At 45.0% G+C, this 19325-nt stretch carries 16 protein-coding genes; 7 read left to right on the top strand and 9 right to left on the bottom strand.

Annotation, left to right across the window (positions count from 1 at the left end):
* Positions 1–333 precede the first annotated feature (333 nt).
* The 4 genes from ACLWBD_RS01975 to ACLWBD_RS01960 all read left to right on the top strand — a co-directional run bounded on the left by ACLWBD_RS01975 (position 334) and on the right by ACLWBD_RS01960 (position 6502).
* Positions 334–1413 carry an outer membrane beta-barrel protein gene (locus tag ACLWBD_RS01975; RefSeq protein WP_413569353.1) on the top strand — a complete coding sequence of 360 codons (1080 nt, stop codon included), beginning with the start codon at positions 334–336 and terminating at the stop codon, positions 1411–1413.
* A gap of 168 nt (positions 1414–1581) precedes the next feature.
* Positions 1582–4170, top strand: coding sequence for a ribonuclease R (gene rnr, locus ACLWBD_RS01970; RefSeq protein ID WP_413569352.1), 2589 nt, complete (start codon positions 1582–1584; stop codon positions 4168–4170).
* A complete protein-coding gene (locus tag ACLWBD_RS01965) occupies positions 4118–5719 on the top strand; it encodes an ABC1 kinase family protein (protein WP_413569351.1) in 1602 nt (533 codons plus the stop codon). Before rnr ends, ACLWBD_RS01965 begins: the two co-directional genes overlap by 53 nt.
* A 12-nt stretch (positions 5720–5731) precedes the next feature.
* Positions 5732–6502: a LysR family transcriptional regulator gene (locus ACLWBD_RS01960; RefSeq protein ID WP_063206199.1), complete on the top strand. Its 771-nt coding sequence runs from the start codon at positions 5732–5734 to the stop codon at positions 6500–6502.
* A gap of 5 nt (positions 6503–6507) precedes the next feature.
* Here ACLWBD_RS01960 and ACLWBD_RS01955 read toward each other — a convergent pair whose 3' ends face one another.
* The 4 genes from ACLWBD_RS01955 to ACLWBD_RS01940 form a co-directional block, all read right to left on the bottom strand.
* A complete protein-coding gene (locus ACLWBD_RS01955) occupies positions 6508–7671 on the bottom strand; it encodes a hypothetical protein (protein WP_253696591.1) in 1164 nt (387 codons plus the stop codon).
* A 130-nt stretch (positions 7672–7801) separates the two neighbouring features.
* A complete protein-coding gene (locus ACLWBD_RS01950; RefSeq protein WP_413569349.1) occupies positions 7802–8368 on the bottom strand; it encodes a hypothetical protein in 567 nt (188 codons plus the stop codon).
* Between the two features lie 124 nt (positions 8369–8492).
* Positions 8493–9326: a flagellin gene (locus ACLWBD_RS01945; RefSeq protein ID WP_063206198.1), complete on the bottom strand. Its 834-nt coding sequence runs from the start codon at positions 9324–9326 to the stop codon at positions 8493–8495.
* Positions 9327–9898: 572 nt separating this feature from the next.
* Positions 9899–10744, bottom strand: a complete 846-nt coding sequence (locus ACLWBD_RS01940) for a flagellin (protein WP_041871281.1) — start codon at positions 10742–10744, stop codon at positions 9899–9901.
* A 270-nt stretch (positions 10745–11014) separates the two neighbouring features.
* On the opposite strand from ACLWBD_RS01940, the gene ACLWBD_RS01935 reads away from it, so the two are divergent.
* Together ACLWBD_RS01935 and ACLWBD_RS01930 are read left to right on the top strand one after the other, a co-directional pair.
* Positions 11015–11773: a substrate-binding periplasmic protein gene (locus ACLWBD_RS01935; protein WP_413569347.1), complete on the top strand. Its 759-nt coding sequence runs from the start codon at positions 11015–11017 to the stop codon at positions 11771–11773.
* Positions 11774–11928: 155 nt separating this feature from the next.
* A complete protein-coding gene (locus ACLWBD_RS01930) occupies positions 11929–13248 on the top strand; it encodes an HD domain-containing protein (protein WP_063206196.1) in 1320 nt (439 codons plus the stop codon).
* A gap of 15 nt (positions 13249–13263) precedes the next feature.
* Here ACLWBD_RS01930 and ACLWBD_RS01925 read toward each other — a convergent pair whose 3' ends face one another.
* From ACLWBD_RS01925 to ACLWBD_RS01910, 4 genes are all read right to left on the bottom strand, one after another.
* Entirely contained in the window at positions 13264–14022 is a 759-nt protein-coding gene (locus ACLWBD_RS01925; RefSeq protein WP_063206195.1) for an SDR family oxidoreductase, read from the bottom strand.
* Positions 14023–14036: 14 nt separating this feature from the next.
* Complete coding sequence (locus ACLWBD_RS01920; protein WP_413569346.1) at positions 14037–15218, bottom strand: acetyl-CoA C-acetyltransferase; 1182 nt, start codon at positions 15216–15218, stop codon at positions 14037–14039.
* 79 nt (positions 15219–15297) lie between these two features.
* Positions 15298–15450 (bottom strand): hypothetical protein, encoded by a 153-nt coding sequence (locus tag ACLWBD_RS01915; RefSeq protein ID WP_413569344.1) that lies wholly within the window; start codon positions 15448–15450, stop codon positions 15298–15300.
* Between the two features lie 59 nt (positions 15451–15509).
* Positions 15510–16052 carry a hypothetical protein gene (locus ACLWBD_RS01910; protein ID WP_413569343.1) on the bottom strand — a complete coding sequence of 181 codons (543 nt, stop codon included), beginning with the start codon at positions 16050–16052 and terminating at the stop codon, positions 15510–15512.
* Between the two features lie 339 nt (positions 16053–16391).
* On the opposite strand from ACLWBD_RS01910, the gene ACLWBD_RS01905 reads away from it, so the two are divergent.
* Complete coding sequence (locus ACLWBD_RS01905) at positions 16392–18608, top strand: hypothetical protein (RefSeq protein ID WP_253696587.1); 2217 nt, start codon at positions 16392–16394, stop codon at positions 18606–18608.
* A 57-nt stretch (positions 18609–18665) separates the two neighbouring features.
* Here ACLWBD_RS01905 and ACLWBD_RS01900 read toward each other — a convergent pair whose 3' ends face one another.
* A complete protein-coding gene (locus tag ACLWBD_RS01900) occupies positions 18666–19265 on the bottom strand; it encodes a hypothetical protein (protein ID WP_063206192.1) in 600 nt (199 codons plus the stop codon).
* Positions 19266–19325 lie beyond the last annotated feature (60 nt).

The raw sequence follows: 19325 nt of genomic DNA, 5'->3' as shown, positions 1-19325 counted from the left end.
TGTTTCAAATCCACAGGTCGTGCTCTTTCCTTTTTCTTTTTTTTGATGCGACTTTTTCAAACTTTTTATTTCGATGAAATCCGCAACAGTTGTGGATTTCATCGCAAGGAAGAGTGTTCGAAAATTTCCCCGAAAAATTTTTAGTGATGCGATTCTGCTACCGTTTCTTGGTCCAATTTAAATACCGGATTTGGACATTTGACGCGAAATTTCAATTTAGAGTTGGCGCACTAGATCATGGTCTAGTTTATATTTTTTTACGTTACAGAAACTGGACCTAGGTCATATCCTTTTCAGCACTGAAATACTCAGAACCTATATAAAGGAGTTCATGTGAAACTTTTGAGAGTCGTCATGTTGGGATGCTTGATTGCGAGTGCAAATGCACACGCTGCAGACGTTGCCGGAATCACTGTAAACGGTGAAGTGGCATTTGATTATAATTTTTTGTCTACAAAGGACAACGGCATCCCAAACACGGGTGCAGCAACGAATGAAACTTACCGTCTTAACTCGGCTCAGATCCTTCTTAAAAAAGAAACGGATCAAATCAACTTCTTGGCTCGACTTGCTTATGTACCAACTGCGGTAGTTACAACAACGACTCCTGCTGAAGGTAAAACAACTTACAACTTGGGCACTTTGGATCAAATCGAAGCTTATTATAAAGTGACCTCTCAGTTTCACATCGGTTTTGGTCGTTTCCTAACTACAATGGGTTATGAGTCCTTATTAAAGTCTGAGAACTCGACTTATAATAATACGATCGCATATCAATCCATCGTTCCGGGATACGGTGAAGGATTGCGTCTTCGCTATATCGCAGGTGACTGGTTGACGGCGACTCTTTCTACATACAATCAATCTACTTACAGCGCTTGGGGTGATGATTACACGCCAACTAAAACGACAGAGCTTTCAGCAACAGGTGTTCTTGGCAACTTTACTTGGTTCGGTGGCTACTACTTGGGAACAGACTCTGGAGCGACAGCGAAAGTTGAAAAATCGGCTTCCAGCGTTTGGGCCGCTTATAAGTTCGCAGACAATTTCTCTTTAGCTATTACTTATGATTCACGCACATTCACTCCAGATGGCGAACATGCTCACTGGGCGGATTCAACAAGTGCAGTTCTTTCTTATGGTTTGAATCAACATAACCTGGCATTACGTTACGAAATGGTTCGTGGAGCCAATGAACTTGTAGATCCAGTTACTTTTGCTACTTATGGAAATGCTGACAAAGTGAATTCTTTGACGGTGACAGATAAGATCGCTTTGACAGAAAACTTTAAAGTCTATGCGGAATATCGCATGGATCAAGCAGATGAAGATGTTTTTGCTGATGAAGACGGAAACGCCAACAGCAAAAAAGACGCCAGCATGATCACGCTGGGCGCGATTGCAAGCTTCTAAAAGAGCTTTTGCAACAAAAAGGGTCTCGCAAGAGACCCTTTTTTTATTCTTTCTTTCCCTCTTGAGCGTCTTCGGAAGGTCCTGCGACAAGAACGAAAGACAAACAAGAAACTCCTTTTCCGATCGGGAACTTGTGCTACCCTAAAGAAAAGGAAGTAAGCCTAGACAATGCAAAAGAAAAAACTCCTCAACGGCACAATCAAAAGACATCCCGACGGATTCGGATTCTTTATTCCTGATGACCCTGAACATCCTGATGTGTATATTCCTCGCCACTCGATGGAAGGAATCATGACCAACGACAAAGTGGCCGTTGAAGTCTTTCCTGAAAAGGGCACTGAGCGTTTCCGCGGTGAAATCATCCGTGTTCTTAATCGTGGAACAAAAACTGTTGTAGGCCGCTTCTATCGCATGAACGACAGAGTGGGCGCCATCCGCGATGAGGGCAAAGGATGGGGGCAAGACCTTAAGATCAAGCTTGAAGATTCCTTAAACGCCAAAGATAAAGAATTGGTGGCAGCAGAAATTCTTACTTATCCTGATGAAGGAAAATCCTTCACGGGCAAAGTGACAGAGATCATCGGTGACGCCTTAGATCCTTTAACAGATATTAAACGCGTTATCCGTTCGAACAATATTCCTTTAGAGTTTTCAAAAGCGACTTTAGAAGAGGCCTCTCACTTTAGTGAACTTCCTGACGAAAAGGATTTCAAAGGCCGCGTCGACTTGCGCGACAAGAACCTCATCACTATCGACGGCGCAACTGCGAAGGACTTCGATGATGCTGTTTACGTAGAAACGACCGAAGAAGGCTTCCTTCTTTACGTCGCCATCGCTGACGTCAGTCACTACGTTAAAATCGGAAGCGCTATTGATAAAGATGCTTATGAGCGCGGAACTTCCGTTTACTTCCCGAACTACGTCGTCCCTATGTTACCAGAGGTTCTAAGTAACGGGCTTTGTTCTTTAAATCCACACGTTCCCCGTCTGTGCCTAGTGGCAGAAATGCTTTTTGATTTCACGGGCGAACTAAAGACTTCGAAGTTTTATGAAGCCGTGATGGAAAGTAAAGCGCGTGTTACTTACGGTGAAGCGCAAGAAATCATCGATGGCGCCGACATCGAAAAATTCAGTCATGTTAAAGGAAACATCATTCTTTTAGCAGATTTAGCTAAGATCTTAATGGCCAAGAGATTTAAAGAAGGCTCTTTAGATCTAGAAATTCCAGAAACAGAATTAGTCATTGATGGCGCGGGAGTTCCCGTCGACATCCAACGTTCAGAGCGTCTCTTTTCACATCGCCTGATTGAAGAAATGATGCTCGCAGCGAACGTGGCGGTCGCTAAGTTCCTATCAAGTCGCAATATCCCGGCTATGTACCGTATCCACGAACCACCGAACGAACAGGCGATCGCACTTTTAGAGAAATACCTAGCAAACTTCGGTGGTAAGGTTAAATTGAACCAAGGTAAGCTGCAAAAGCGACTTACTAAAGCTTTAGAAGAATTTGAAAATCGTCCTGAAGCTCAAATTCTGAATATTTTGACTTTAAGATCGATGAGCCAAGCTAAGTACAGCATGAATAATGTGGGCCACTTCGGTCTGGGCTTTGAGTTCTATACTCACTTCACTTCGCCGATTCGCCGTTATCCTGACTTGATTGTTCATCGCTTGATTAAAAACCAGGTGATGCCGCAATCACGCTATCGCCTGATGAGCGAAGACGATCTTTCTTCCGCTTCGACAATTCTTTCTGCAGCTGAACAACGTTCCACGAAAGCGGAAAGACAGATTCACTCGATTAAAAAAGCCCGTTTCATGGAAAAATTCGTGGGACAGGAATTCGACGGTATGATCAGCTCGGTTGCAAAATTCGGCGTCTTCGTTCTTTTGCGTGAATACGATGTCGATGGACTGATTCGTTTAGATGATCTTGGCGGAGACCGTTACGAATATGACGAGGAAAATCTGCGCCTTGTTGCTAGAAAATCCGGTTTTAGTTATAGCATCGGCGATATGATTCGCATTCAAGTGGCCGCCGCTGATCCTGAGCTAGGTCAAATCAACTTCCTTCCTGCAGGCGTCGAGCTCGAGGATGAAGACGAAGAAATGACCGATGCTGAAGTGTCTGCTGACAAGTTCCTTAAGAAACTACACCAGCAAAATCGCCCACAACGCCCGGGAAAAAGAGAAGACAATCGCTCCAAACAGTCCGCTTCTGCTCGTAAAGATCGTGGTGGGGAACGTGGTGAACGAGGTCGTGGTGAACGCGATCGCGACCGTGATCACAAACGCGACCGCGATGAAAAACCGTTCAAAAAAGAAGGTTTTAAGAAAGATCAGAAGAAACAATCTTCTCGATTCTTTGCGGATACTCGACAAGAACGCGACGGACAAGCTCGCAAAATTGAAAAAGCCGAAAGAGCCCACGGTTTTAAGCCGCAGCCTCGCGAGGACGACGAACAGCGCGGACCGAATCAAGATCTATTGAACATGATCCTTGGTCCAGAGAGATATCGCGGTCAAAGCGAAGAGACCTCTGCTAAAGACAAGCCCAAGCTCAGTAAGAAATTGATGTTTGCCGAACAGTCTAAACTTCGTGATAATGACAACTATTCGGAGATGAATAGTGACAGCCTTAAAGACCGGAAGCCAGATCGGCAAAACACTAAAAAACGCGGCGAGACTTCGAACGATCGTCGGGGTGTTCGCAAAGCACGGGTTTCATCAGGTCGCGGAAAAGGTAAAACTCGGTAAGTTCATTATCGAGCGCTTAAACTCAAGCTCTGACATCGAAGCCTTTTCGATGCCAGAGCGAATGAGAATCAGCTTTGAAGAACTGGGTCCCACTTTTGTCAAACTAGGCCAGCTTTTAGCAAGTCGTCCCGATCTTGTCCCCGAAGAATACGTCACTGAATTTGAAAAGCTTCACGACCGCGTTCAACCCCTCAAATTTGAAACGGTTGAATCCGTTCTTCGCGAAGAATTTGGAAGTTCTCTTTATCAAAGGTTTGCAAGCATCGATCCTGAGCCTCTGGGTTCAGCCAGTATCGCCCAGGTTCATAAAGCGCGGTTAGCCACAGGTGAAGACGTTGTTATCAAAGTGCAACGGCCAGGTATTATTCAAACCATCAACGATGATTTGAATGTTCTTTATCTTCTAGCGGACTTGTTGGTGACCTACATCCCAGAAACTCGCCTTTACAATCCGGTGGGCATCGTCGATGAATACTTCCGCACCCTCGATTTAGAAACAAACTTCGTAGTTGAGGCAAATAACATCCGTCGCTTTCAAGAAAATTTCGCGGGTAGCGAACACATCAAAATCCCGAAAGTTTATTTAGATTATACGACGGAACGAGTTCTGGTCATGGAAGCCCTTGCCGGAATTCCATTAAGCCAAGAAGGCGCTTTACAACAAGCAAATATCGATCCTAACGAAGTTATTCGAAGAGGCCTTCGAGCTTACCTAAAAATGGTGTTTGAAGACGGGCTTTTTCACGGCGATCTGCATGCCGGGAACTTCTTTATCATGCCGGACAATCACATTGGTTTGATTGATTTCGGTGTTGTCGGTCGTCTTAACAATCGCACACAAGCGGCTATCGCAAATATGCTTTTAGCTTTGTCTAAAGAGGACTATGAGCGCCTGGCTTACGAGTACGTGGACTTAGCCCCTTTCACCGACCGTGTGAATATTGATCTTTTCGCCAAGGACTTGCGAGAATTGATTGCCCCCTACTTCGGTTTGACTTTAAAAAACGTCAATTTGGGTAAAATCCTGATGAAGTCTTCCGGAATCGCGGCGACACACCATTTGCATGTTCCCACGGACTTGATGCTCTTCTTTAAATCCATCGTGTCTATCGAGGGCATGGGCCGGAAAATTCATAAGGATTTTGATTTCCTCCAATACTCTTTAGAATTTGCCGGAGAACTCGCTAAAACACGCTTTGGTCCTGAACGAGTTATGAACGACATGACTCAGATGGCTCGTGAATCCAAAGCATTTTTAAATTCTTTACCGCGCCAGTTGAATTTCTTTTTAAGAAAGATCAACAGCCCTGAGCACTCGTTCAGCTTGAAGGTGGGCGAAATTAAAGAGCTTAAACGCTCGGTAGAAAGCTCCTCGAATTTACTTTTCTTAGGCGTGATCATCGGCTCGCTGATCTTAAGTTCTTCGTATATCTTCGTACACGATACCGGAAGACATATCGCAGGAATACCGATGATGAGCTTCGTGGGTTATATCATCGCGGGCCTTTTAGGCATGATTTCATTTCTTAATTATATTCGTAAACCTTAGTGTGAGGCCAGAATGCAGCAGTTGTATTACGAACTTAGTGTCTTAGCCAAAGCCGTCAACTTTAAGAACTTATCTGCTGCCGCTTTGCACGTGGGTTTAAGTCAACCGCAGCTTTCCCGCATTATCGCAAAAATCGAAGACGAGCTGAAAATCGTTCTTCTAGATCGTTCAGCAAAACGAAAATCGGGTTGGACGTCGGTGGCTTTTCAGCTTTCTGAAATCTTTGAAAAGTCCATTCGCCGCCTCGAAACCGAACTTCAAGGTATTAGCAATAATCAAATGGTGGGCGAGCTGCACATCGGAACCTTAGAAGGACTTTCGGATTTCGCTTTGAATACGTCTCGTTTGTGCTTTGAAGAAGTGGGCGTAAAAAAGATCACATTGGATATTTTTGATTTAAATGAACTTGAAGCCAACTTCCTTTCGGGAAATTTGGATTTGATATTCACGTCAAAGACCCCGGGACGTCAGAAGTTTAAATACTTGGCAGAGCTTGGATTCCAAAGACTTGATAGAATTGAATCATCAAAAAAATTCGCCGTTTTAAGTTCTTTTGAATATGGCCGCGCAAATAAGAAGGAACTTGAGGCTTATCCTCATCTCTTCGTTTCAAACTCATTAGCCATGCGCCGAGCTTGGTTTGATAAGCATGGCGGAACAGGTCACTTGCCAACAGAGGCAAAAAAAGGGCGCGCGAAAGACGCGGAGCCTGTGATGATGATTGGTTCAGAACTTCTGAGCCCTGTACTTTGGGAAAATCTTACGCAAGCGATTGAAGACTAAGGCCGTTATTTACGGCCTTTCTTTTGAGCGTAGTCTTGATTCAACATATCTGCGACTTCCGCAGACTCATTGATCACACGCTGACTGATGGAGACATGGTCATTGAAATAACCAAAGCCACGAATCATGCGGGTGTTCCACATATCGGGTGTTACATTCTTAAGATCATACTTCACATTTTTATAGATCTCTGAATTCCACAACTGATCTGCTTTTAAGTTCGAACGATTATCTAATACCCAACGAATCGCTGGTTGAGCCACGTGACAGCTGACGCAATCTAAGTTCTCTGGGTTGAAGTTCTTTGGATTTTCTACACGGAAAGCCGCACGAACTTCGTTCCTAATCATTTCTTCTGTGCCTTCACCCAAACGAGCGGATTCGGCTACTAAATAATTAAACGTATCTGCGCCTTTAGGTGCTGGAGAAATTCCTCCCCCAGAAAAGTGATCAAAGGGAATCGCGGTATTTACAAACGCTTGCGAAGTGCGACCATTTAAACGAGGTACCGGAAACATGTCCATAGCACCATTTTCATAGGAGAATCCAGCAAAGGCCCACATGTCACCTGCTCCGCGCAAGACCATCACTGTCGCGCGTGAGATATTTCCCAGGCCCGCGTATTTTTTAATAATGGCATTGAAGTCTTGCAAAGAGGCACTTTGATCGCCCTCACCAGCCCAAGCAGGATGCACTTGCAAAGGCACGTACTGAGTATTTGCGGGATGCTTTTTCTTCCATGCCGCTAGATCTTTCAACAAAGATTTAAATTCATCGTCCGTCAAAACATAGAACGTGTGAACAGCCGCATCGACAGATTGAATAGTGCCACGACGAGTGACTTCAAAAGGTTGCCACACAAGGCGAATTTGTTTTTGGCAGGATTGTGGAGTCGGCAAAGGAAAACAAGGGTCGATTCGAACTGCAACGACCTTGATAGCTTGAGCCGTTTGCTCACGATTCATGTGCAAAGCTAGCGGAGGCATGCGCTCAAGCATAGAAGCTGTTAAGAGAGCTCCCCCTTTACCCATGTCTTGAGTTCCTAAAAGACCGTCGGATGAAGCATCCTTCGGTAAAGGCATCAGGTAAGAAACGTCATTAAGGTCCCAGGCCGCCTGCGCGTGCAGGGCCCATGTCGCAATAAAAGCTAAAACGAATTTCATTCCCATTAGGTGCCTTCCTGCTCTTAGTAATTCAACAAGATTCGCTTCCACCCAGGGCTAAATCATCTAATTGAAAAGGCGTTGAAACTGCGTTACACGGCGTTCCAAGAAACCCCTCTCCCAAGGGGCGTGCACTTTAAAGACAATAGTTGTTTTCTCGGAAATATCGTTGGCAAAAACTCCCGCCATTTTGACAATCGCTAGAGTTGTTAGACCAATAAGTTGCCGAGTGCGAACAAGTCTTACGGCCACCATCTTTGACGTTGGCGATGAACTCTCCCGACGCCGTGGTTTTACCATTCTTAGAGATCTTAAAGCTGACCGTGTTTTTTCCTGGATCTAAAAGAGGGCGTTGTAAAAGCGTCGCGATCCAAAGATTGATCTGCTTTTTACTTTGTCCTTTTCCGGAATCATAATCGACAGTTTTCGTTCGCTGAGAACCGTCTTCATGACGGGCCGTTAAAATCACTTCATCCCCAGCAACACCTGAGGGACCTACGAAATAGTCATACTCGCCCGATAGCAAAATCTCTTCACTGCAACGGAAAGCCCCTGAAGATGGACCTCCACCACTAGCGTGGCAATGAACATAGATATTTCCTTGAGATAAAACCGCCGTGCGCTCATTTCCATTTTTAAAGCCCACTTCAGCCTGAGAAGAAAAAGCCCCTAACAGGATCGACAATACCAGTGCGAATTTCATAAATCTCTCCTTGCTGCATTTCACTTTTGCACTGAGAGTCTTCGAGATCAATGGTGAAGTAAGATAAAAATAAAAAAGGCCGCCCCGAAGGAGCAGCCTTTTATGAACTTATATATTTTGACAATTAGCCCAAAAGTTTTAGTGCCAATTGTTGCGACTGATTCGCCTGGCCCAGTACGGAAACCCCAGCCTGCAACAAGATGTTATTTCTTGTCATTTCGGAAGTTTCTGCTGCGACGTCAGTGTCTCTGATTCGCGAGTTGGCCGCTGACAAGTTCTCATCTGCGATCAACAAGTTGTTTGATGTTGATACCAGACGATTTTGTAGCGCACCAAAGTTCGCACGAATCGCATTCACCGAAGTCAATGCCTGGTCGATCACATCCAAGCTCAGTTGAGCTCCTTCCTTCGAACCTACAGATTCTGCCGTCAATCCCAAGGCATCTACTGAGGCGTTGGCAGCACCAGAGTTAAAGCTGATTCTGTCACGGAAAGGGTCGTTGTTTACGCCGACCTGAATATCAATCATTCCACCTGTGCCGTTAAGTAGTTCGTAACCGTTGAAAACTGTCGCTTCAGTGATACGCTGAATCTCGGATTTCAACTGTTGATACTCAACATCCAAAAACTTTCTTTCTGTTTCACCAATCGTGTCAGATGAAGCTTGTACACCCAATTCTCTTAAACGAATGAGCATATTTGAAACTTCGTTCAAGCTGCCCTCTGCGACCTGCACAAGAGAGATACCATCATTGGCATTTCTGTTGGCTTGTCTTAAACCTCTGATTTGTCCTTTGAGGTTTTCACTGATCGCAAGACCTGCGGCATCGTCCGCTGCTTGATTGATTCTCATTCCAGAAGCCAATCTTGCCATTGAACGATTTGAGTTAATTTGCGTCATGTACAAGTTTTTTTGTGCATTCAACGCTGCCACATTGGTACCGATTCTTAATCCCATTCTATCCTCCGTGCTTCATAGTTCTTCCTCCGTGAAAAGTTGCCATCCATTGGCATAAGGCGCGATCCGTGCACCTGTTAAATTAATAAACGGAACTTGCGATACAAGGTTCCACCAAACTTTTCGGAAAAAAATAGCAACTGCTCGAGTCCAGATTTTTTCTTTTATTTTTATTTTTCAGGAAATTTTTTATTTTTGATTTCGCGTGCACTAGCACGAGAAAAAAGAAGAGTAAGAAAGTTCTCTCTAAGAAGAGAGCGTGGAGGCCGGGCCTCAAAAAAACAGCGCACTTATCTCGGCGCAAAATTCGGTTTTCAATCGACGAGTATTTCACTCATCTCCCCATCAATTTCAATCGCCACCCGACCATTAAATTGAGGTCCGCCCGTAAGGGCGGCCTCGGTCGCAGGAAACAGATCAAATTGTCAGCTCTAAACAGAGCTTGGGGGCTGTACACTCGGAACCGTCATTCACAGACGGTTCTCTTGAGGGTGATCTTGATCATTGAAGATAAGATCGGGAACCAAAGTCATTTCGTCACCAGAGCTCTAGCAAGCTAGAGCTTATCTGGATTAAGAGAACGACTTGTTCAAGAGTCCAAGTGCTACGTTAGCTTGTTGGTTCGCTTGTGCTAGTACGCTAGTACCTGCTTGCAACAAGATATTATTTCTAGTCATTTCAGATGTCTCTTCAGCTACATCCACATCTCTGATACGAGAGTTAGCGGCTGACATGTTCTCAACTGAAACTTGGATATTCGAAACAGTTGATTGAAGACGATTTTGGATCGCACCGAAGTCTGCGCGCATCGCAGAAACACTCACGATCGCTGTATCAATCGCTGACAAAGCATTCTGTGCGGAAGCTTTATCGGCTACTGATGTCAGGTTCACTCCCAAAGCGGCAGAGTTTGCATCGGCTTTAGAAGCATCGAAAGAGATACGGTCGATTTCAGGGTTGTTTCTAGTACCAACTTGGAAGTCCAAGATGGAGCCCACACCTGCCAACAATTGAGTTCCGTTGAACTCTGTACCTTCAGAGATACGGTCGATCTCAGAGACCAACTGATCGTATTCCACATTCAGGAATTGTCTTTCTACAGGTCCGATAGTATCAGAAGCGGCTTGTACAGCCAACTCTCTCAAACGAATCAAGATCGAAGAGATCTCATTCATCGAACCCTCTGCCACCTGGACTAGAGAGATACCATCTTGAGCATTTCGTGATGCTTGTTTTAAACCGCGAACCTGAGCTCTTAAGTTCTCAGAGATCGCTAGACCAGCGGCATCGTCACCGGCGCGGTTAATTCTGAATCCTGATGCAAGCTTTTCCATGCTCTTATCAAGACCAATCTTCGTTCCCCACAGAACTCTCTGTGCATTTAACGAAGCAGTGTTCGTGTTAATACGTAACCCCATAATTCCTCCTCCTTGAAGATTTGCTGAGTTTCGATCCTTGAAACTCAGGGCACCATTCTTGGTACCATGGGTAGTTCATTCGCTTACCTTACTGATCGGTGTGTCTGAAAATTCCTAAAGTGATACGTCTCAATTTTTTACAAATCTGGCCCACAGTCGAGGTTCGAATATGGCACGTCAGTCTTTCTGCGAAACGCTTAAGTCATTGAAGTCGAAGAGATTTTTTATTTTTCCATGACGAAATAAACAATTCTCTGTATCGTGAGATTCATGCGAATATTTTTTTTGCTGATCTGTATCTTCGGGAATGTTTCAGTGACAAATGCTTCTTCTGAGAAAAAGGAGATTCATTTAGTGACCTTTGAAGCCCCCCCTTATCTCAGCGAAAAGCTTCCTGAACAAGGCGCGGGAATCTACGCTCTCAAGGAAATCCTTAAGAAAACGACTTACAGCCTTAAAGTGACCTTCGTTCCCCCTTTAAGAGCAAAACACATCGTTAATAAAAACGGTTACGCGGGATTTTTTCCTGTTTCGCTGATGAACTTGCCACCAGGATTTAAAATGTCTCGCGTATTTTACCGAACTCCCTGGATGATCGCTGAACGAAAGTCGAGCCCCATTGTCTGGGAAAAAACGGCGGACCTCATTCCTTATAAGATTGGGAACGTGGCGGGGTACGACTTATATAAGGATCAGCAGGAGCTTGTTGATAAAAAGAAACTTCATGTGGAATCAGCATCAAACGATGAAGCTAATCTTTTAAAGCTCGCCAATAAACGCGTGGATCTGATTTTTATTGAAGCGGCCATGTTTGAGTACCTTATGAAAACCAGCCCTCGCCTGAAGCCATTCCAAAAAAATCTGCAACTCAATCCTCGCATTGTGAACCTGGATGAGTATGGAATTGCATTTAAGGACAATGAAAAGACTCAAGAACAAATGGCCGCTTTTAATAAAGCCGTCAGCGAAGAGCATTTCACCCGTCTGATCGGTGAGTATTTTAAGAAGCACCCCTCCTTAAGCCCTTAGAATCACGAATTTTTTGCAAGGCCCGCGTCGAAGCAATCTATATATAGGTAAGGGTTCGGTCGCTTCACCTAGACCTAGGAGCCCCATTCTTGGACAATTGACTTATTCTTTGTAAACGTTAAATACATACCCGAAATGGTCCCCAGGAGGAATACATGGAGATTCGCGATCCCGTTCACGGTTCGATTTACTACTCTGACCCCGAGGTCGCAGTTCTCGACACCGCAGAATACCAACGTCTTCGCGCAATCAAACAACTGGGTTACGCCGAGTTCAGCTTTCCTGGAGCGACCCATAACCGCTACATCCACTCTGTCGGAGTCGGCCACTTAGCGGGTGAAACTTTCGATGCGATCTTTCGCGTTTATCCGTTCACTAAACCTTCGGTTAAAACTCGCTTCCGCCAAGTTCTAAGATTAGCAGCTCTTCTTCATGATGTCGGTCACGGTCCGCTGTCGCACACAACAGAACAGGTCATGCCTCATCTTTCTGAGCTGGATATCAAACTGTACAAAGAACAAGAACAGTACGGCGAAGAAGCGCACACGGTAATGAATCACAACCGCCGTGCGAATCATGAAGACTATACGATTAAGTATGTCACGGACTCTAAAATCGCAGAAACGATCCGCCAACAATTCCCCGACATCGCCCCTATTCACGTTGCATGTCTTATCGACAAGGCCCTTCACTGCCCGGACGATTTCTTCGTGGATGGCGGTGTGGATTTCCGTCCGATCTTAAGTCAGCTTGTTTCTAGCGAGCTAGATGTGGATCGCATGGATTACTTGGAGCGTGATTCTTATTTCTGCGGAACCAACTACGGAAAAATCGATTTATCCTGGATCATGCAAAACATGACGTTCTATCGTCGTGAAAATAAAATGTATTTAGCTTTGAATCGCCGGGCTCTTTATTCGTTCGATGACTTTTTGATTTCTCGTCATCACATGCATTTGATGGTGTACTGCCACCATAAAAGCATCATCTATGAAGAAATGTTGAATCGCTACTTGACGTCACCGGATTGTACGTTCGTTCTTCCCGGCGATATCAATGAATACACTCGTTACAACGATTACCGCTTGCATGAGCACTTGATCAGCGTAAGCAACCCTTGGGCACAAAGAATTGCGCAAAGAAAGCCGTTTAAGGTTTTAATTGAGCAGCACAATACTTCGGAATCTGAAAAGCCAGAGATGATTAAAAAAGCGCTGGAAGCTGAAGGTCTGGAAGTGATTCGCACAAGCTCTAAAGCTCGTTTGTCAAAATATCACACAGCTTCACCCGAAGAGCGTGCCTTACAGATTTACGTAGTCGATCAATACGATCGCTGGGCAAAAACAGCTCCTATAAATCAGACGACAGAAATCTTCCAACGCTACGAAGGTGCACGTATTATCGACCGCATCTATGTCGCGCCAGAGCAGATTCAAAAAGCAGATTCTATTTTAAAAGGACTGAAGCTCTCTTAAGAGAGCTTCGAAAGACTAAGTCAACGAGATCACTTGGCCGTTCACCGCGGCCCCGTACTGACTGACCAAGTAAGTGATCGTGTTGGTGATCTTATCCGGTTCAGTAATTCTAAGATGCGGCTCTTTTTCTTTCAGCTTTTCAACCGCTTCTTTGATGGACTTAGCTTCAGGGTGCTGAGCTAAAATAAATTCTTCCGTCAAACCCAGCTTCAAACAGTTCACAGTGATATTGAATTCTGAAACCTGTTTTGCCAAAGTTTGAGCAAAAGGAACTAAGGCTCCACGAGCCCCTGCCATGACTGGATCAGGATAAGATTCATTGAGAAGATACAAAATACGACCGCGTTTGCGATTCTTTAAAAAATTCAAAACCGCATGAGTCAACATCACCGAACTTTTAAACCCATGCAGCACTTCATCATCTAAATGAGTCAGCGGATCGCCGATCTTAAAGCGGTTGGGTTTATTATAAACTTGCGCGTCGATGAAAAGATCCACGGAACCAAAAGATTGAGCGGCCGTACCGACCGCATCTTTGATATCTTCAGGAGTTTTCATCGGGGATTTAATACTTAAAGCGCGACCAAACTTCGGGTTGATTTCGCGAGCATCGTTGATTTGATTGCAGAAGCGTTGGCTTCCGGCATTGTCAAAGTCAAGCAGCACACAGTCCGAACCCATTTGCGTTAGACCCATCATCAAACTTTGCACCGTGGTGGTGAAAGGCCCGACGATCAGGGCCGTTCTTTCGCGCAGATTAAATCCGTTTTCCATAGACTTCTTTCTATCTAAATACGTTCGATGATGATGGCAATACCTTGACCGCCACCGATACAAGCTGAACCCAACGCGTACTTGGCATTACGGCGATGAAGTTCGTAAACCAAGTGATTCATGATACGAGTTCCCGAAGCACCCAAGGGATGTCCTACCGCAATCGCACCGCCATTGACATTGGTTTTTGCCGGATCAAGCTTCAATTCTTTTTCAACGGCTAAGTACTGAGCTGCAAAAGCTTCATTCACTTCGACAAGATCCATTTGATCTAAAGTCATCCCCGCTTTTTGCAAAGCAAGTCTTGCCGCCGCAGCCGGCCCAATCCCCATGATCGTAGGATCACATCCCACCGATGCATAGCTTACGATGCGAGCCATAGGTTTCATTCCCAATTCTTTGGCTTTTGATTCACTCATCAATAAAGAACAAGCCGCACCATCAACGATTCCTGAAGCAGAAGCCGCCGTGACCAGTCCATCTTTTTTGAAAAGAGATTTTAATGAAGAGACTTTTTCTAAAGTGGATTCAGGCTTTGGATGTTCATCTTTATCAACAACCACTGTGCCTTTGCGACTTTCCACCGAAACTGGACAGATCTCTTGAGCAAAATAGCCTTTATCCAAAGCTGCTTTATAGCGCTGTTGAGATTGGATCGAATACTTGTCAGACTGCTCGCGCGTGATGCCGTACTTCTCTCCCAAGTTTTCCGCCGTGATAGCCATCGGCATTTTTGCGTAAGCGTCTGTTAATGCTGAAGTCATAAGATCTTCAAGTTCGAAGTTCCCCATGCGCATTCCATCAAAGCGAACTTTGCGAGCGACATAAGGAATTAAAGACATTTGCTCTACACCACCAGCTAGGACCGCCGTTGCTTCCCCACACTGGATCATCTGCATCGCGTTCACCCACGACTGAAATCCACTGCCACAAAGTCTGTTCACCGCGAAGGCGCCGACGTGCACAGGAACACCGGTTTTAAGACCAATGTGACGAGGAAGATAAGCCGCGTCTGCACCAGATTGAACAACGTTACCAAAAACAACGTGATCAATTTTTTCAGGTGATAATCCCGCTTGCTCAAGTGTCGCTTTGGCAGCAGCCACACCCAAATCAGTTGCCGATACATCCTTAAGAGAGCCACCAAACCCACCAAAAGGAGTTCTTTTTCCAGAGATAAATACGATTTTTTCCATGCACTAAGGGTAGGCTTCAATCCTTGCCCGGTCAAATAACGAGGACGAAAGTCTAGGAAGAAATCCTAGAGTCTATGATCTAAAGATCGAAAATTCTTTTATCGCTATTATTATTCTGACGGGCTTTATCGACGTCTTCTTGATGCTTTTCAGGATTGGTTTCAGTCCCCGCTGGGGATTTTTCTTTTTTAGAAGGTTGTTTTTCTTTATTGGAACTCTTATCTGGCGCCATTTCATCCTCCGCTCTTGAAAGCCGAAAGCGAAACGTACGAAATAGTGTTATTTAGCTGATCACCACGACCAAGCTACGCCGACCATCGAAAGGTCTTCGTCTTTATTAGCCTTGTGGGTAACGAATAAATCTTTGTTACGGTATTTTTCTTTTAAAACGATATCCGTCGCCGCGGCTTTCGCATCGTAGTTAAATGCGGCCTTCAACCACCCAGAATACTCAACCTTTGCTAGAGCTTGGAAAGCTTCTACACGGAACGAGAACTTGTGACTTACGCCTTCCTTGCTAGAAGCAGGAACGACAACATCGGTTTTTAACTTTTCTTGAGTTTGTTCAGCAAAGCGACCTAAAGCCGTTTCTTTCATCATACGAGAATTGAACCACAATGAAAATCCACGGTCGGCAATACGCCCAAGAACAGTTCCCTGGCTATCACCTGCTTTAAGATCCAGAGGAATCACTTTCGCCACATCAGACTTAGTGATCTTCGGAGTCACATTGTCTTTAGGAATAATAAGTCTTTTAGTGGACTTCAAATCCACCTTGCCCAGGCAGGGACAAGTAAAACCTAATATTAAGAGACATGACATGATCAGTTTCATACCTCACCTCTACTTCAAAGATTGTTCCACTCCCCTGCGGCCAAGTCCCATTACTTTGAAGATAATAAGCAAATGACAGCGGTTCTATTACGGCAGGGTCAAAAAGCGTCTAGAAAGGTCACGGGTGACAATCTTTCGCGAACAGGCCTTGGACTTGTTTCAAAACGAAGCGCCAGGGCATTGGGCTTGCACTACGATTCCGCGAACGCGTCCGTCTTTTTTGAAGTGCCAGGTGAAGTGTTGTGTTTCCAAGAACTTAGGACCACGACGTGGATCGGAGTGCCTCAAAATGACACGCAAAAAAAGTTACTTGGCGAAAAGTTTAACAATGGAGACTTTATGAAACTGAAGTACGTAAAGCGAAGTGCGATGGCCTTTGCGATTTCCGCAAGTTTCATTATCCCCCATGCACCGCAAACAGTGCTGGCGGCTAGTGCAACGACATCCTCATCCTCAGGATTTCCTTTGGATTTATTTCCTGAAGATGATGCGGGTGATACGGGCCTCTTCCCTACAACTCCTTCAGTTCCTAAAGGGAATCAGAACTCCAATAATAACAACAATAACGGCAACAGTAATGGTGGTTCTGGATCTTCAACTCGTCCGCCAAGTTCATCCTCTTCAAACACTCGCCCCACTTCATCAGGCACGAAAATGGGTGCAGCAAGAGTGGCAGAAGCTTATAGCTGTCCTCTTTTCGACAACCGCCCTCACGCCGAATTGATTGCGGCGATTGATTCACTTAATAAAGAAGTGAAAGCATCCCCCGAGTGTACGGGTTCTCCTTCTGCTCAAGCGATTGAAAAGAATGGTGATCAAATTAAAAATAGCATCACGTCTTTGCAGCAAATCATGGCGGCTCAAGACGCGGCGATGGTAAATACAGCGCAAATCGATCAGTCCATGACGGCGGCTTTGGCGGCGGTAGGAAGTCTTGGAGATATTATCAATAATAATAACTTCCTGAACTCAAAGTGCGGTCGTCAAACAATGTCGACAGGTAAAGTATTGTTGGCGATGAACGACGTGATCAACGGTCTTGCACCGTACGCTTTGTTCGCGGTTTCTATGAATGCGGCTTTAGCTCCAGCACTTCCATTTGTTATTGGTGGTGTGGTGGCGACAAGCGGTATTTCTGCCATCGCGAAAATGATTGATGCCAACACTTTGGATATGACTAATCCTGATCATCGTAAAGCGGTTCTTCAGAATACATGTCAGTACACGAAAGTGGCTAAAAAAGTTCGCTTCATGCAATTGGCTCAAAGTGGAAAGATCAGCAAGATCACTCAAGAGCTTGAAAAAGAAGTGGATCTTTACAAAAAGAAATTCACAACGCCAACTCGTGAGCTTTCTCAGCTTTTGACTTACAGAGAAGCTGTTATGAAAAACACGTCAGCTATCGAAGCGCAAATCGCTAACGATCGCGCTGACATCATGACAGTTGATAACCAAATCACTCAAAATCCAGACGACTTGATGGTTTGTACTTTAGGTAATGAGCTTGTGAACTGGGCTCGTGACGGTAAGACCTTCCCGGCTTCTGCTTTCTTAAACTTAGAAGCAGCCACAGCTCAAGGCGATCGCGGTCAAAAACTTCAAGCGTCGACAATGAGAAATCTGCACAACTCTTCAATGAAGAGAATCGCGGATTCCGCTTCCAAAGTTTATGACGACGAAGGCGCTTTGAAAGCCTGTGCTAATGCCAGCCGTTCTTGGATGAATGGTGTTCGCCAGGCCGTAAGCTTGACGAGCTCTATCATTGCAAACTCTAAAGTGTCTTTAGAATCTGAACTTTCTAGAAACGCAGAGTACACGCAATGGAAAGCTCAATACACTCGTATCGAAGTTGAAAAAGTCACTATCAAACGTGTTGAAAAAGCGATGCAAGAGCTTTCAAAAGACACTTCAATCATCGATCGTTCGGAGCTTGCTCAACGTATGGTGAATTTGAAATCCGGTCTTTTCGGTTCACGCAGTGCTTGGGGCTTCGGTGCTCCTCCAGTACAAGCTTGGATCGATCACACGAAGACTATGCATGACCAAGCTATTTCTGCTTTCGTCACTAGCATGAGCGCGGTTCGTAATGGTTCTTACAGCTTAACGAAGTCAGGCCGCAATCAGGATATCAAGTCGACTCCAGCGGGTGGTATGTACCGTGATCCGAAAATCCAAGTTGAGTCTGCACAGATCGCTAAGCAACTTAGCAACCTGAATTTGACTGAACTTCCACTAGGTTCTCGTGAACAAGAACTTATGTGTCAATACTTGGAGTCAGCATGGTTGGATTGGTCCGCGGCTATCGATCACTTGGGCGCGATTCAATTCTTCTGTGATATGATCGACCCGGTATTGGATGTTAAAATGGATTCAGCGGTTCTAACTTCTTGCCGCGGTAACCAACAGTTGAACGGAACAACTTTCCGTAAATCCACTGTTCTTAACGCTCAAGACGTTCTTGTAAGAAAAGGCTATAAAGCCGACGCGGCTCTGATCAAGCAAAAGCTTGATGCTCTTCAATGTCCAATGCCAGCAGTTTCAGTTATGAATCAGTAGTTATTAAAAGAATTTCGCTTCAAGGAAAAGGCCTCGCAGTTGCGGGGCCTTTTTTATTTAAGGCATTACCGTGACGAGGGCCGAGTTGGCCGCGGCGACAGTCATGATATCCGCGCGACTTAATGCCGATTGCGAAGATCGAATCACCACTTGAATACCGGCTGCCACATAGTCACGCAAATCTGTGGCGCTCGTCGCTGAATTCACGTTGAGCACAAAAGGTTTTGCCGCAGCCATCGTTAAAAGATCCGTTTTTGAAATACCCGCTGATGCCGTCATCACCACGACCTGAGCACCCGCTTGAGCAATGGAGATAATATTAGGCACTGTCAGGCGCGCACTATCCACATACAGAACAAAACTTCCCGCCCGCGCTAAGTCGACAAAATCGGTGGCACTATAAGTTGTTTTTGAAACGGAGATACCGACGTTAATATTCGGGCTTTGCAAAAGCTGCATGGTTTCAGCTTTACCCACCAATCCCACCGAGTTCTGACAATAAGTAACGGCAGAGACTCGGGCGATTTCACGTAAATCAGCGACAGACATATTCGTCGCACTATTTTCGCGTAAGCATTCAGAAAACTGAGGTGGCAATGCCGCCCACGAAGATAAAGAAAAAAAAGAAACTAAAAGTGAGAAGATTACCGTTTTCATTTTCACCTCGCCTTTTATTATTTTCGCGAAGATGAAAATGTCCGTCTAGGTCTTTATATG

This window comes from Bdellovibrio sp. HCB117, from assembly GCF_047305915.1.
Classification (GTDB): domain Bacteria; phylum Bdellovibrionota; class Bdellovibrionia; order Bdellovibrionales; family Bdellovibrionaceae; genus Bdellovibrio; species Bdellovibrio bacteriovorus_B.
Note: the sequence above shows the minus strand (reverse complement) of the source record. Positions and strands in the feature narration are given on the sequence as shown.